The sequence below is a fragment of the Actinoplanes hulinensis genome, from assembly GCF_019429605.1.
In the GTDB taxonomy this organism is placed as follows: Bacteria; Actinomycetota; Actinomycetes; order Mycobacteriales; family Micromonosporaceae; genus Actinoplanes; species Actinoplanes campanulatus.
In genome coordinates, this window is sequence record NZ_JAHXZI010000019.1 from 83,725 (window position 1) to 97,221 (window position 13,497).

The 13,497-nt window shown below is 64.9% G+C and carries 15 protein-coding genes and 1 pseudogene; 9 read left to right on the forward strand and 7 right to left on the reverse strand.

Features of this window, described 5'->3' with window-relative positions; genetic code table 11:
* The first annotated feature begins 453 nt into the window (after positions 1 to 453).
* Entirely contained in the window at positions 454 to 1,755 is a 1,302-nt protein-coding gene (locus tag KZ829_RS31675; RefSeq protein ID WP_220147521.1) for a DNA cytosine methyltransferase, read from the forward strand.
* Between the two features lie 120 nt (positions 1,756 to 1,875).
* Positions 1,876 to 2,331 carry a very short patch repair endonuclease gene (locus KZ829_RS31680; RefSeq protein WP_220147522.1) on the forward strand — a complete coding sequence of 152 codons (456 nt, stop codon included), beginning with the start codon at positions 1,876 to 1,878 and terminating at the stop codon, positions 2,329 to 2,331.
* On the opposite strand, the gene KZ829_RS31685 is transcribed toward KZ829_RS31680, so the two are convergent.
* Entirely contained in the window at positions 2,311 to 3,222 is a 912-nt protein-coding gene (locus KZ829_RS31685) for a NaeI family type II restriction endonuclease (RefSeq protein ID WP_220147523.1), read from the reverse strand. The genes KZ829_RS31680 and KZ829_RS31685 overlap by 21 nt on opposite strands.
* Positions 3,219 to 3,965: a helix-turn-helix domain-containing protein gene (locus KZ829_RS31690; RefSeq protein WP_220147524.1), complete on the reverse strand. Its 747-nt coding sequence runs from the start codon at positions 3,963 to 3,965 to the stop codon at positions 3,219 to 3,221. Before KZ829_RS31690 ends, KZ829_RS31685 begins: the two co-directional genes overlap by 4 nt.
* A gap of 244 nt (positions 3,966 to 4,209) precedes the next feature.
* On the opposite strand from KZ829_RS31690, the gene KZ829_RS31695 reads away from it, so the two are divergent.
* The 4 genes from KZ829_RS31695 to KZ829_RS31710 all read left to right on the forward strand — a co-directional run bounded on the left by KZ829_RS31695 (position 4,210) and on the right by KZ829_RS31710 (position 9,078).
* Positions 4,210 to 4,878: a KpnI family restriction enzyme N-terminal domain-containing protein gene (locus KZ829_RS31695; protein WP_504739925.1), complete on the forward strand. Its 669-nt coding sequence runs from the start codon at positions 4,210 to 4,212 to the stop codon at positions 4,876 to 4,878.
* A 51-nt stretch (positions 4,879 to 4,929) separates the two neighbouring features.
* Complete coding sequence (locus KZ829_RS31700; RefSeq protein WP_246636592.1) at positions 4,930 to 6,333, forward strand: ParB N-terminal domain-containing protein; 1,404 nt, start codon at positions 4,930 to 4,932, stop codon at positions 6,331 to 6,333.
* Entirely contained in the window at positions 6,330 to 8,156 is a 1,827-nt protein-coding gene (locus KZ829_RS31705) for a DEAD/DEAH box helicase (RefSeq protein ID WP_220147526.1), read from the forward strand. Before KZ829_RS31700 ends, KZ829_RS31705 begins: the two co-directional genes overlap by 4 nt.
* A gap of 85 nt (positions 8,157 to 8,241) precedes the next feature.
* Positions 8,242 to 9,078: a phosphoribosylaminoimidazolesuccinocarboxamide synthase gene (locus KZ829_RS31710; protein WP_220147527.1), complete on the forward strand. Its 837-nt coding sequence runs from the start codon at positions 8,242 to 8,244 to the stop codon at positions 9,076 to 9,078.
* 44 nt (positions 9,079 to 9,122) lie between these two features.
* Here the strand turns inward: KZ829_RS31710 and KZ829_RS31715 are convergent, their stop codons facing one another.
* From KZ829_RS31715 to KZ829_RS31730, 4 genes are all read right to left on the reverse strand, one after another.
* Positions 9,123 to 9,728: a malonic semialdehyde reductase gene (locus tag KZ829_RS31715; protein WP_220147528.1), complete on the reverse strand. Its 606-nt coding sequence runs from the start codon at positions 9,726 to 9,728 to the stop codon at positions 9,123 to 9,125.
* Positions 9,729 to 9,925: 197 nt separating this feature from the next.
* The gene (locus KZ829_RS31720; RefSeq protein WP_220147529.1) at positions 9,926 to 10,264 is read right to left on the reverse strand and encodes a winged helix-turn-helix transcriptional regulator; all 339 of its coding nucleotides are present in this window, start codon (positions 10,262 to 10,264) and stop codon (positions 9,926 to 9,928) included.
* 10 nt (positions 10,265 to 10,274) lie between these two features.
* A complete protein-coding gene (locus KZ829_RS31725) occupies positions 10,275 to 10,469 on the reverse strand; it encodes a hypothetical protein (RefSeq protein WP_220147530.1) in 195 nt (64 codons plus the stop codon).
* Entirely contained in the window at positions 10,466 to 10,768 is a 303-nt protein-coding gene (locus tag KZ829_RS31730) for a hypothetical protein (protein ID WP_220147531.1), read from the reverse strand. Before KZ829_RS31730 ends, KZ829_RS31725 begins: the two co-directional genes overlap by 4 nt.
* 335 nt (positions 10,769 to 11,103) lie before the next feature.
* On the opposite strand from KZ829_RS31730, the pseudogene KZ829_RS31735 reads away from it, so the two are divergent.
* Positions 11,104 to 11,939, forward strand: a pseudogene (locus tag KZ829_RS31735) (Sco1979 family transcriptional regulator).
* Positions 11,940 to 11,998: 59 nt separating this feature from the next.
* On the opposite strand, the gene KZ829_RS31740 reads toward KZ829_RS31735, so the two are convergent.
* Positions 11,999 to 12,235, reverse strand: coding sequence for a DUF397 domain-containing protein (locus tag KZ829_RS31740; protein WP_183224197.1), 237 nt, complete (start codon positions 12,233 to 12,235; stop codon positions 11,999 to 12,001).
* Between the two features lie 261 nt (positions 12,236 to 12,496).
* On the opposite strand from KZ829_RS31740, the gene KZ829_RS31745 reads away from it, so the two are divergent.
* Positions 12,497 to 12,730 (forward strand): hypothetical protein, encoded by a 234-nt coding sequence (locus KZ829_RS31745; protein WP_220147532.1) that lies wholly within the window; start codon positions 12,497 to 12,499, stop codon positions 12,728 to 12,730.
* Positions 12,723 to 13,082 carry a hypothetical protein gene (locus KZ829_RS31750; protein WP_308285742.1) on the forward strand — a complete coding sequence of 120 codons (360 nt, stop codon included), beginning with the start codon at positions 12,723 to 12,725 and terminating at the stop codon, positions 13,080 to 13,082. The genes KZ829_RS31745 and KZ829_RS31750 overlap by 8 nt, the downstream gene beginning before the upstream one ends.
* Positions 13,083 to 13,497 lie beyond the last annotated feature (415 nt).

Sequence of the window (13,497 nt, forward strand, 5' to 3'; positions counted from 1 at the left end):
GTGTTGCTGGGCGAGAGGCCTGGGCTTGGCGGCGCGGTGGCCGTGGCCGGTCCCACCGGCCAGGCGTGACACTCAGCAAGGTGAAACGCCTCCGTCGCGGCCCGGCGACGGCCCGAGCAAGCTTGACCTTCTTCTCCGATTCCCGGATCGTCCGATGACAGGCGCGTCGCTGAAGATCACGTCTGGGGTTGTTATGGCGTCCTTGTGGTGGAACGAGCAACCGCAACCCTCGTGGGCCGGATCGGTCCGCGGTCGGCACGGTGTGCCCTGCATGTCGTGTGATCAGCACCAGAAGGTCTGCGTGGCCGCAGCTCCGGATTTCGCCAAACCATCTGCCCATGCGGCACAATTCAGATCTTCGCTCCCGGTGGCGGCAGTACAGGCGCGAGTGCTGGAGGATGCACCGGTCGACGGCGTGCCGCCGGGTGCAGAGCGAGACATTCGAGGAGAGCAGTGACTGACCTAAGTGTCGTAGAGATTTGTGCCGGCGCAGGTGGCCAGTCGCTGGGCTTGCATCTCGCCGGTTTCAGGCACCAACTTGCTGTTGAGCTGGACCCAACGGCAGCTACTTCGCTAGCTACTAACCTGAGAAGACTTCATCCAGGCGAAAATATCGATGCCCTTGTCAAGGTCGGGGATGTTGCGGACGAGGAGATCTGGAAGCCCGAAGAGTATCGGGGCAGCATTGATCTGCTGGCGGGAGGCGTTCCATGTCCGCCGTTCTCAGTGGCTGGTAAGCAGCTTGGTTCTGAAGATGAGCGAGATCTCTTCGCCTGGGCTGTCGAGGCTGCTGGACGCCTAGAGCCCAAGGCGGTGCTGCTGGAAAACGTTCGGGGTCTGAACGACGCACGATTTGCTGGTTACCGGCAGGCTGTTGTCGACCGATTTGCGGCACTTGGCTACACGGCGTTCTGGGAGCTGCTCGAGGCGAAGGACTTCGGGGTTGCTCAGTTGCGTCCCCGGATGGTCCTTGTGGCGTTGAGGCCTGAGTATGTTCCCTACTTTGGCTGGCCGAAGAAGCAATCCGTTACTCCCACGGTCAAAGATGTAATCGGCGATCAGATCGCTGCCCGTGGATGGCCTAAGAAGTATCTGCAGAGGTGGCTCAAGGCTGCTGACAGGATTGCCCCCACCATCGTGGGCGGAAGTAAGAAGCATGGAGGGGCCGATCTTGGGCCAACCCGGGCCAAGCGGGCGTGGGAAGAGCTCTGGACTGATGCTCATGGGCTGGCTAACGAGGCTCCAGGTCCCGACTGGGACATCGAGGAGCATCCCCGTGGCCCTAAGTTGACCGTGGACATGGTCGCCCGCATTCAGGGTTGGTACGGGGCGGAGTACGAGGACTGGATCTTCGAAGGCCGCAAGACGAGTCGTTACCGTCAGATCGGCAATGCCTTCCCGCCTCCGGTTGCCAAGGCGGTTGGAGAGTCAATCGTGCAGGCACTCCGCAAGACGCAGGTGCCAGGGGAGATCCCCGCCCCGCTCAAGGTTCATGACGAGGTCTATCGGCTTCTCCGGGATCATGCCGGATTCCTCACCACTGAGCGCATCCAGCGGATGCTGGGTGATTCCCTGACGATGCCGGAGATCGAGTCGCGCATCGATGTGCTTCGGCGGGACTTCACGGTTGATGAGCAGAGGCGTGGTGGCCGGACGAGCTACCAGCTTGGTGAGTGGAAGGCCTTCCGTGGGCAGGAAGATCATGGGCGCCATGCGGCCTTTGCCCAGGCAAAGATGCGAGCCAAGGTGAGCTAAAGGGAGGTCAGCGGGCGGCCGCCCGGCTCGGAGCCGTACGTACAGTCACGGCTGCCCGCTGACCGCTCAAACGGCCGGCCTGAAGTGCATGCCGAATCCGGGTTAGGGCACAGTATGTGCATGGTTCTGCAGGAATCCGGAGAGCCGGCCAAGACGCCAGTCCGTCACCCCAAGGCGCTCAATGAGGGCCGCTCGCGGAATATGCAGGCAATTCGGCGATCCGACACCAAACCCGAGATCCGGCTGCGAGCGTTGTTGCACAGCCGGGGGTTGAGGTTTCGGAAAGACTTGCGTATCGACCTTGACTCCGTGCGTGTACGTCCTGACATAGCGTTCACCCGCAAACGGGTAGCCATCTTTGTTGACGGCTGCTTCTGGCATCTTTGTCCTGACCACGGTCGCCAGCCGAAGATCAACGACTGGTATTGGGGGCCTAAGCTGCAACGGACCATCGAGCGGGACAAGACAGCCAATCAGGCGCTTGAGGCTGCTGACTGGATTGTCGTGCGTGTATGGGAGCACGAGCCAGTTGACGAGGCGGCTGACCGGATCGCCTCAGTCCTCCGGGAGAGGTAAGGCGCGACCGCTGTTGCTTTGGATGCTGGGTACCGCCACCCACGCTCCCTGCGGCAACTCGATGCCGAGAGCCTCGGCTTGCTCGCGATCGCGTACCCATGTTTCGACCAGTAGATCGAAGCCCGCCTCCTTTACACGTTCCTTGGCCTGCCGTGCGCGCCGAAGCGGGTCGTCTAGCTGAAATCCGACGGTCTCGATGACCTGCCGGCGAAAGATGACATTGGGTAAGCGTGTGAAGAGTTCGGTAAGCCGATTTACGAGACCAGCATCAGGGTTGAAGACAGCTATAAGCCCCTTGCTGTCCAGCAGGCGCAACGGGTTCCGGTCCAGGGCGGCCTGTGGGTAGAGCGGTACGGCGTAGTGTTTCAGCGCGTCCATGACAACGCCCCGTTTCTGGTCGCCGTTTCCTTGCCCGTTGTAGAGCCATGCCCTGTGAGTCCTCATCAGCCAGGCAGCGTGCGTATCCGCTTTCGCATCGATCTGCACCAGAATGCATAGCTCACACTGGGCCTCGCGGGGAATGCTCCAGTTTGAACCAACTGTCCCTTTGATGTCGACTGGGACGCCGGCGATGACTGTGTCGGGGCTCCTGAGCTTGGGGAGGCCCAATGCGTCGAGCAAGTGGTACTGGAGCTTCGTCCCGACTGTCCGGCGCTCATCGCTGTCCACGAGAGGCGAGCGCAGGTCAAAACGCCCTGTCCGGGCGCCATCGAGCACATAGTCGATCGAAGACTGGACGGCGCCCCCAAATAGCTCTGCCAGCGATGTCTGCTGCCGCAGGTCCGCCAGCACCTTCCGCAGGTCGGCATCTGCTCCGGGATGCTGGATGATGTGTGTTGTCCCGCGCACATTCGTGCACGAGTTCCCTGGGCCTGGTAGGAGCGCCTTCACTGTTCCTCCTGTGCAAGTTCAGCCAATTCGCTGGCAGCGGCGATGGCATGGATAGCGAGCAGAGCACCTACTATTCGCATGATCTCCTTACTGGGGCGCTGGGCCGCGTGGAGCATGATGGTGGTGGCTGCCTCGGCCAGGCCGTCCTGATGGCAGCCGACGATAGTCGCGGCGGTTTCGGCGGGGTCGCCATACCGCCCGATGTGACGCAGGATGCCGGCAAGATCGGTTAGCCGGTCGGCAGCAAGCAGCCTCTTGAAATCTGCTCCACCATCCGAGGCGAGTTGCCGGTCCCCCAGTACAGGGGGGACCGGCAATGTCGTGTCCCGTTCTACTTGCAGGACAGAGGTGCTGTCAGCCGGCTTGTCCGGAGTCTGATGCGGCCTTTCCTTGCTCTCCCATGGCCTGCCGCAGCGTGGGCAGGCAGGTGTGCGCTGACAGCCATCGATGACCTCCTGATGCAGGCGTTCCATCACCCGTAGAGAGGGCGGCCGCTGGTCTCCGTCCGAGTGTTCCTCCGCCAGCTCGTGTATCCGCTGCAAGAGGCCGAGATCGGGACGCTTCCGCTGGCCGTTTGCGATGGCGGACATGACGTTTTTTGTGACGAAGCACTTCTCGGCAGCTTGCCGAAGGGAGAACCCGGCATCACTGAGGATGCCGAGACAGGCCCGGACCGCTTCGGTGAGCTGGCGCAATGGTCCGGACGGAAGGTCGATATCTTTGAGTTCTCCTAATTTGGGCAATTTGCCGCTCTCCTTCGACGGCGTCAGCCGTCCTCTCGTGCCGGAGCAGTGGACACGTTGGCCCGCACATTCTGCCGCCTACCAGACTTCGTTGCCGGTCCCGGTCTGTCCCCTTCTAGAGCGCGTAGAACGGGACACGTTAGGGCTTCCATTCCTAGCTGTGGGACGGGAGATTCATGGCGGAAGACGGCTGGGCCAGACCGGAGGGGTCTGGCAGGGACGATGAAATGAGGACGCCTTGGAGATGCCGGACTGGAGAGATGAGAGCCTTGGCACGATGAAGCGGGTGGCTCTTTGGCTTGTTCAGGAAGTCACCGTCGGCAACACCTTTACGAAGGTCAGCCTTCGTGAGGCTTTTCCGGACGTGGCTCAAATCGACCGGCGTATGCGCGACCTGCGCGACTTCGGGTGGAAGATTGATACTAATCGCGAGGATGTCAGCCTCGATGCCAATGAGCAGCGCTTCAGCGAGCGTGGTGTCCCCGTCTGGGAGCCCGGCAAAGCCACCCGGCGTGACACCGTCACCATCACCTCGTACCAGCGCCGTGAGATCCTGGCACGTGACGGATATCGGTGCCGGAGCTGCGGCATCGGGCCAGGCGAGAAGTACGCGGGCACGGAGATCACCTCGCAGCTCGATGTAGCGCGGCGGCAGGTCCGGATGGCGGATGGTCGGCAGAAGATTCAGCTGCTCATCGAATGCAATCGGTGCCGGATCGGAGCGAAGGACCTGGTCGCGGACCCGCAGCAGGTACTGGCGAGGGCCGGAAAGCTTTCGGCGATCGAGAAGAAGATGCTCGCAAGCTGGATGGCGCAGGACCATCGGCCGTTTAGCGAGGTGGAGCAAATCTGGGCCGACTACCTTACGCTGCCGGCCGAGTCGCGCGATCTTATCCGCGAAGCGCTGGCCTGATCCGTTCCGGCGGGCCCTTCGCCCGCTGAGGCAACAGAATGAGGGGACTTGATGACGACGGACTTTGGTGTCCCGCCTGGTGCGGCCGCGATTCGCGACCTGGTGAGCCAGCGGCTGGCGGAAGCTAGCGGTGCAGGCGGTGTTCCGGAGACGACCAAGGTGGAGTTCCGCGGCCAGCCGGTGAACGTGCAGGTGATCGATATGCCGGTCGGTCGGCTGTTCTATAACCCTGGAACGCATCGCATCCGGGCTCAACGCAGCCACGACCCCGGTAAGGACGCGGTGCTGGGCGTTGATCCGTGGAGTGCCGAGAGCCAGGAGTACCTGCACTACCTGCTCACCACGCAGCCGGCCGACCCGTCACGGCGTGACCCCCGCTTTGATGAGCTTAAGGAAAGTCTCCGGGACTACAAGCAGCTCGAACCCGGTTTGATCACCCATGATGGCATCCTCGTTAACGGCAATACTCGTCGCGCAGCTCTGAAAGAGCTAGGAGCCTCCACCATCCGGGTAGGGGTACTGCCGGCCTCCTGCGCCTGGGACGACATTCATGCCGTCGAACTCACTCTGCAGTTGCGGCAGGATCATCGCCGTGACTACTCGTACATTAACCACTTGCTCGCTCTTGAAGAGCAAATGGCGCTTGGCGCCGAGTTGTCGGACATCGCCCGAACCTTCCACACCACGACGCCGGCGTTGGAGCGCGACGTCTGGATCCTGAACAACCTCCGTGACCTTGTCCGGCGTAGTGCCAACGGCGGATTCAGCCTGCGCCTCATGGACTTCGAGAATGCAAAGGAGAAGCTCTTCGAGCTGTACCGGACCGTCAAGGGCGAGCGCAGCAAGGAGAAGGCAGATCTCCTCAAGGAGGCCCGCCTTGCCGCGATCACGCTGGACTTCGCGAAGACGGACGTTCGCTACATCGGCGCAGACTTCCAGACCCGGTTCCTTGAGGAGCGGCTGCCGGGCGAGCTGAAGCCTACGGTGGCAGCAGCCGCCCCAAGGGTGATTCCTGGGCTGAACCGGCCAGCCCCGACGGTTGTGCCGGAGGTGGCAGCAGCCAGGGCATTGACAGACAAGGTCCTCCAGTTGAGGGCTGTCGAGGTCGCGGGGGAGAAGGCCGAGCCCGCTCAGTTGGCTGACGCATCGAAAGCCAGGCAGCGCCTTTTCGAAGCATTCGACAACGCTCTTTTCTCCGCTGGCAAAGACTTTCGGTTGCGTAAGAAGCGGCAGGCGGCCCCTGAACGGGTGGCTGATGCCTGTGCGGACCTTGAGCGGTGTGTCGCGGATCTCGTCATGTCCAGGAGCAACGGCAGCCTGGACCCAGAAGCGTTCGATGACGCTCTGGTCAAACTGCGCAGCATCCTAAGCCGGGTAGCCGTCGAGGCGTCCAAATCGATCGAGCTTCCAGGCGAAGGATTGGTCTGGCTCAGTGAGGCGGCTGCTCAGAAATGACCTTGGTCCCGGAGTCCGCTGAGATCTCCCTGCAGTTGTCGTTCGATGTCACCCGTACCCGGGTTGTGCTGCGTTCCAGCGGGGCGTTTCGTGACGAGTTTGCCAGGCTGGTAGGGCTCATCTCTGCGGGAGACCAGACCGGGCCACTGACCGCAGAGATCGGCCTGGACGACTTCCTTGCCGGTGTGGGTGAGCTCGCCACCTGGCCCGACCAGCGGGTGCAGTGGGACGAGGCGCTCGCCAACTTGGTGACCGACGTCCTTGATGACGCGGATACCGCGCAGGAACGCCTGTCACACGCGGAGCTAGCGCTCGCACCTGGCGGGATTGCGCCTGGCGAGGTGGATACTCGCCTCGGCGGGGCTTGGGTCGGCGAGCTTACCTCGTTTCAGCGCAGAGACATCGCGAGCCTGCTCGCCCTGCGCCACGGCGCCAACTTCAGCGTTCCTGGGGCAGGGAAGACACGGGTGGCGCTGGCAGTGTTCGCGGCGATGCGGGAGCTGGGCGAGGCTCATCGATTGCTGGTGATTGGCCCGAAGTCGGCGTACGAGGCATGGGAGTCTGAGAGTTCGGTTTGCTTCAAGGAACCGCTGCGGACCTCGATCATGGGTTCTAGCCCAGATGTGGCGGCCGAGGTACTGATCGTCAACTACGAGCGGTTGGGGCGTGCGGTTCCCGGCCTGTCCGCATGGCTGCGTGCGTCTCCCGCCATGGTGGTCCTGGATGAGGCGCACCGTATGAAGCTGGGGGCGAGCGGCGCATATGGGTCCGCTTGCCTGGCCCTGGGCCCACTAGCCAATCGAAGACTGATTCTTACGGGTACTCCAGCGCCCAACGGTGCACGCGACCTGGAAAGCCTGCTGTCCTTCGTTTGGCCGGGGCACGGGAAGCGAGTCGTCGCGGACGCAGTCGGAGGTGGAGACCTCGCCTACGCGAGTTCGGTTCTGCGCCCGCTCTTTACCCGTACCACCAAAGGTGAACTTGGGCTGCCGCCGGTTACTACGAGAATCCGATATGTCGACCTTCCGCCGCTTCACCGGGAGATTTACGAGGCACTCAAGGGCAATCCGTCGGCGCGGGCGGGGGACCTCGAGGCATTGGGAAAGGCCATGCTGAGAATGCTGATGGCGGCGACCAGTCCTGCCTTGCTTGTGGAGGGTACGACCCGCTACGAACCTCTGGCCTATCAGGTCCCGGCTCTGGAAGCAGCGCCGAATGATTCTCTTGGGACGTTGCTTGCGAACCTCCCGCGCTATGAGCTGTCCCCCAAGTACGAGGAAGCCGTCAGAATCGTGGCGGAGAATGCCGGGCAGAAGCGGAAGACCCTGGTTTGGACCACCTTCGTGCGCAGCATCACCACGCTGGAGCGCCTTCTCGCGCCGTTTCAGCCTGCAGTCGTGCATGGGGGTACCCCGAACCGCGATGAGCAGATAACGCGTTTCCGGGAGGATCCCAACTGTCTGGTGCTGATCTCCAACCCCGCGACTCTTGGCGAGGGGATCAGCCTGCATCACGAGTGCCACGACGCCCTCTTTGTGGACCGGGACTTTATGGCCGGCCGGTTCCTGCAGAGCCTCGACCGGATTCACCGGCTTGGTCTTCCCCCCGAGACCGAGACCCGCGTAACAGTGCTGGCCGCTCGGGGGACAGTCGACGAGGTTGTAGCTTACCGGCTCGAAGAAAAGCTGGAGTTTATGGGCAGCATCTTGGACGATCCGGCCGTTCGTCAGCTCGGTGACCTGCAGGAAGAAGCCGATCCTGGGGTAGGCGGCATGGACGCTGCCGATGTGCGTGCCTTGCTCGCTCACCTGAACGGGACCTGATCACTGGTTTTGTGGCTTTCCACCAGCACGCGGCCGGTTCGATAGCGTGAAGCCGCACATCGACTCAATGCCCAGAGGGGAACAAGTGGAGCTCCTGCACTCCGGCAAGGTCCGGGACGTCTACGCCGACGGCGACGACCTGATCCTGGTCACCTCTGACCGGATCTCGATCTACGACGTCATCCTGCCCACGCCGATCCCGGACAAGGGCAAGATCCTCACCCAGCTTTCGCTCTGGTGGTTCGACCAGCTCTCCGACGTCATCCCGAACCACGTCATCTCGGCCACCGACGTGCCGGCGGAGTGGAGTGGACGGGCCATCCGGTGCGAGCGCCTGGAAATGGTCATGGTCGAGTGCATCGCGCGTGGCTACCTGGCCGGGTCGGGGCTCAGGGACTACGAGCGCAACCGGACGATCTCCGGCAACGTGCTGCCGGAGGGCCTGGTGGAGTCCTCCCGGCTGCCGGAGCCGATCTTCACGCCCAGCACGAAGGAGCCGGTCGGCGGCGGTCACGACGAGCCGCTCACCTTCGACCAGACGGTCGACCGGGTGGGTAAGGAACTGGCCGAGGAACTGCGCCGGGTCACGCTCGAGGTGTACCGCCGCGGGTCGGAGATCGCCGCCGCCAAGGGCATCGTCATCGCCGACACCAAGATCGAGGTCGGGTACGCGAACGGGACGTTGAAGCTCGGCGACGAGGTGCTCACGCCGGACTCGTCCCGGTTCTGGGGCGCCGACGAGTGGAAGCCGGGCAGCGTGCCGCGCTACCTCGACAAGCAGTTCCTGCGTGACTGGTCGGGGCAGCTCACCGACTGGAACCGGACGGCGCCGGGCCCGGAGATCCCGGACGAGGTGGTCGAGGCCACCCGCAACCGGTACGTCGAGGTCTACGAGCGCCTCACCGGCGACCGCTGGAGCTGACAGAAACGGCCCGGCGGCGAGCCACCGGGCCGCTTCTCACGGATTCACGCCCACTGGACCGTGGTCTCGTGGGGCAGGCGGGGCAGCCGGTCGCGCCACGGGTTCTCGCCCGGGTGACCCAGGTTGACGACGACCAGGGACCGGTAGCGGCCGCCGGGGAAGAACTCGGCGTCCACACCGGCCTTGTCGAAACCGGTCATCGGCCCGGCGACCAGGCCGATCGCCCGCGCCGCGAGGATGAAGTAGCCGATCTGGAGCCCGGCGCTCAGGTTGCCGGCGGCCAGACGCAGGGCCTCGTTCGCCTCGTAGACGTCCTTCAGCCCCGGATTGTGCGGAAACACCTCTGGTGCGAACTCGTGGAACGAAGTGTCCAGCGCCAGCACGGCCACCGCCGGGGCGCTCTGCGACTTGGGCCGGTTGCCCTCGGCGAGATGCGGGATGAGGCGCGCCCGGCCCTCCGCGCTGCGCACGAACAGCACCCGCAGCGGCTGCGTGTTCGCCGCGGTCGGCGGCCATTTGGCGAGATCCCAGAGTTCCGCGAGCTCCTCGTCGGTCACCGGTGTCGCCGCGAACGCGGACGCCGTGCGCGCCTCGGTGAACAGCAGGGCCCGAGCGTCCGCGGTCAGACCAGCTCTTGAAAAAGTATCCACTTCTAAAAAACTAGTGGCTTACCATCAGAAAGCCCCCGTGAAGATGATCACTAAGAACCGAAAATCCCTGTCGTAGCGAAGTGGTGGGTACAGACCGCTGCTCCCGCCGAGGGCCCGGCGCGTCTCGCTGGCCGCTGGCGCGTCCAGAACGCGAGCCCCACCGGGCGACGTGCGTGAGCGGTTGCGCTCCGAAACCCTCAGGGCAGGTGCTCGTCGGCCCAGAGCGCGATCTGATCCAGGGCCGGCATCAGGGCGCGCCCGGCCTCGGTGAGTGCGTAGGAGACGGAGACCGGTGGGCCCTCGTTGACGGCCCGGATGATCAGGCCGGCCGACACCAGACTGGACAGGCGGTTGGAGAGCACCGAGTCACTGATGCCGTCGATGCCGCGGGACAACTCCCGGAAACCGACCGGGCCGTCGTGAAGCTTGCCCAGCACCGCGGCATTCCACCGGCGGCCGAGGAACTCGAAGGCCCGGGACAGTGCGGCATCCCGGACGCGGCACGACAGCTGCTGCTCCCCATTCACCGCTGTCATGCTGGTAAAGCTACACGGGCGACCGCTGCACGGTGCTCGATTGCTGCTCCGACCAGTTGATCGGCATCTTGCAGGCGCCGCACGAGAGCTGCTCGCCGCACGTTGGGCACCAGTCGTTGGTGCGACGTAAATACCACCCCAGGGCGACCCCGGCGAAGAGGCTGAGCAACCCGACCACCGCCGACACCGTGACCGCGCCGGTCATCGCAGCGGATTCCGGCGAACCAGGCGTAGAGCGCGCTGGTCGAGGGCCGGGTCGGCGTCGGCCCGCGACGTCACGTAGGGCGCCGTGAAGGTGTCCACACCGGTGCCCCGATGATTCTCCGGCCGGTAGGTGACCGTGACCGCGCGGGGAGAGGCCGCCTCGATGACGCCCGCCCGCCAGCCGTCCCGATAGACCCACACCGGATCCGCTGGCCGGTAGCTCTCGGCCGGTGCCACCTCTGCCGGGTCACGGTAGGGCGGGGTGACGGTAGGCGTGGTGGACGCCATCAGGTTCGGCATGAGGGATTGCCTCCAAGGTGTCGAGGCGGTGCTCCGGTGTTCATGAGCAACACCCACAACCGGCTGAGCAGCCGAAGATTTCGGCACGCTCCGTCAGCGGTTGGTACGTGTCTGTCAGCTATCATGCTCGTCATCAAGTGCGTTCGCAAGGCCGGATGCACGTGCATCCGCAAAGAACGAACGGTTGTGAGGCCGCGATCCCGCCGGTTTCGCGAGAAGGATCTCCGCTCTAGGATGCGTAAGGCTGCGCCGGCAGTCACAGAGCAGCGACAAGGAGTCAGGTGAGCGCGGGTTCGCTGGAGGAGGCGCCGGGAGGCGGCCCGACCGTGCTGCGCATCCTGCTCGGCTCCCAGCTTCGGAAGCTGCGGGAGTCGAGGGGGATCACCCGGGAGGCCGCGGGTTACGAGATCCGCGCGTCCGGATCGAAGATCAGCCGCATGGAGCTGGGCCGCGTCAGTTTCAAGGAACGTGACGTCGCGGACCTGCTGACGATGTACGGCGTGAGCGACTCGGCCGAGCGCGACGCGTTGATCAACCTTGCCCGCCAGGCCAACAACCCCGGCTGGTGGCAGCATTTCAGCGATGTCCTTCCGGGCTGGTTCCAGGCGTACCTCGGTCTCGAGGCCGCGGCCTCGCTGATCCGGACGTACGAGATCCAGTTCGTTCCGGGCCTGCTCCAGACGCCCGACTACGCCCGTGCCGTGATCATGTTGGGTCACGCCGGCGCCAGCGCCGACGAGATCAACCGGCGGGTCGACGTTCGTCTCCAGCGGCAGCAGATCCTCACCCGTTCGGGTGGCCCGCAACTGTGGGCGGTGATCGACGAGGCGGTGCTGCGGCGCCCGATCGGCGGCGTCGAGGTGATGCGCGCCCAGATCGAGGCGCTCATCGAGGCGTCGAAACTGCCGAGCGTCCGGTTGCAGATCATCCCGTTCCAGGCGGGCGGCCACGCGGCCGCCGGCGGACCGTTCGCGATCCGCGGTTCCCCGAGCCGGAGCTGCCCGACGTGGTCTACGTGGAACAGCTGACCAGCGCCATCTACCTGGACAAGCGCGAGGACGTCGACCACTACGCCATGGCGATGGAGCGCGTCTGCATCGACGCGGAACCGCCGAACCACACGCCGGACATCCTCGGCAAGCTGTTGAACGAGGTCGGCCGCCCGGCCTGATCAGCACGAAGGGCCGGCCGCGACGTCGCGCGGCCGGACCCCGTACGAATGCCTGAGGGTCAGGCGATCAGGTTGTCGAAGTCTCCGTCGCGGACGCCGCCGAGGAACGCCTCGATCTCGGCCCGGGTGTAGATCAGTGCCGCACCCTCGGGATCGCGGGAGTTACGCACGGCAACATCACCACTCGGCAGGACGGCGCATTCCACGCAGTTGCCACTTGGGTTGCTGCGCCGGCTCTTCTGCCAGGTCACGCCCTGCAGTTCGCCGGCAGGCATGCCGTTGACCACATAGGTCATTCCAAGCTCCCTAGATTTGCCCCGGATCGCCCATCGATCCGGGAATCGGTGGTCTCCGCGTGCCTAAACTGGGCGCTGATGCAAATGCACGTGCATCTGGCCTTGCGTAGTCACGAGATTCTGAGCATGATAACGCACGTACTGGTTCCTAGGGGTGTCACTCAGGGTGACATCTTTAGGTGACGGGTCGGCTGCGGAGCGACGTCTGCGGCCTCGGCGCGAGGCTCCCTGGCGGGGGCGTCCGAGCGAGAGGTGACGAGCATGTCGATACCCAACATCGGCCCCGAGCACCCCGATTCGAGTGAGCCCGGCGCAACCGACAACTCGCGCCGGGCGAACCCGTTGGTCTATCGGGACGAGCCGTTCGCGGACGATGTGTTCGCGGCGTCGACCCGGGCCAGCGCGGTCACCCACCGTTTCGGATTGAGCCGGCCCGGCGGGACCATCCTGCGGCGGCCGCCTGCTGAGGAGGGTGAGTCCGACGCGCGTGACTGAGCTCGTCCGTTGCCACCGCCAGCAACGATCCGCCGGGCAGCCGCGACCCCGGGCGCCGCGCGTCCGTAACCACCGGCTGCGGCCGAGCGGCCCGGCCTGGCCGGTGTACGAGTTCGCCGAATCGGACTACTGCTACGGCATCGGCCCGATCCGGATCCGCCTGGTCCGGGTGAACTGGGCCCAGCCCATCCCACACGAGGGAGACCTCTGGCTCGGCGTCCACGCCATCGTCATCGACCGCTTCGGCCGCGAAGGCGCCGTTCGCGAGATGCTCGTCCGCGCCGACAGCGTGCCGGTGCCCCCGGCGTGCAAGCGCCCCCGGTTACGGGTGTTGCGCAGCACGCCCGTCTGATCACCGGGTGGGCGGCGCGGTTCCCCGTGCTGGGCCGCCCACCCGGCTGTGCCAGCTTTGCTTCGCTTCGCTCCGCGGCAAAACGCCTTGTAACCGGTGTCGAGGCAGGTGATTTCCCGCCGCCAGCAAAACCCGCTGGCGTCGGCAAATCACTTGCCTCGACACCGGCGGCGTTTTGCGGGGGACGTCGAGTGCACCGCCGTACCGCTCAGGGTGACCGTTCCGTGGCCGGGAGCAGTGGATCTTTGCGGCTGGGCTGTCGGGGTTGTTTCGGGGCAGTCGAAACAGCCCTCACGGCCAGCCTGGCCCGGTGGCCCGTGCGGCGCCAGTCGCTCGGGCAGGCTCGGCCCGGCGGTGCGGCATGGGCGTGAATGGGCGGGTGATCGCGTGGAGCGGGCGGGACGGGCAGGGGTCG

Bases quoted from the DNA above. Each gene is read 5' to 3' on its own strand.
- KZ829_RS31725 (WP_220147530.1), bottom strand. From the start codon at position 10,469: ATGACCGGCGCGGTCACGGTGTCGGCGGTGGTCGGGTTGCTCAGCCTC.
- KZ829_RS31720 (WP_220147529.1), bottom strand. From the start codon at position 10,264: ATGACAGCGGTGAATGGGGAGCAGCAGCTGTCGTGCCGCGTCCGGGAT.
- KZ829_RS31740 (WP_183224197.1), bottom strand. From the start codon at position 12,235: ATGACCTATGTGGTCAACGGCATGCCTGCCGGCGAACTGCAGGGCGTG.
- KZ829_RS31745 (WP_220147532.1), top strand. From the start codon at position 12,497: ATGTCGATACCCAACATCGGCCCCGAGCACCCCGATTCGAGTGAGCCC.
- KZ829_RS31680 (WP_220147522.1), top strand. From the start codon at position 1,876: ATGGTTCTGCAGGAATCCGGAGAGCCGGCCAAGACGCCAGTCCGTCAC.
- KZ829_RS31695 (WP_504739925.1), top strand. From the start codon at position 4,210: ATGCCGGACTGGAGAGATGAGAGCCTTGGCACGATGAAGCGGGTGGCT.
- KZ829_RS31705 (WP_220147526.1), top strand. From the start codon at position 6,330: ATGACCTTGGTCCCGGAGTCCGCTGAGATCTCCCTGCAGTTGTCGTTC.
- KZ829_RS31730 (WP_220147531.1), bottom strand. From the start codon at position 10,768: ATGCCGAACCTGATGGCGTCCACCACGCCTACCGTCACCCCGCCCTAC.
- KZ829_RS31700 (WP_246636592.1), top strand. From the start codon at position 4,930: ATGACGACGGACTTTGGTGTCCCGCCTGGTGCGGCCGCGATTCGCGAC.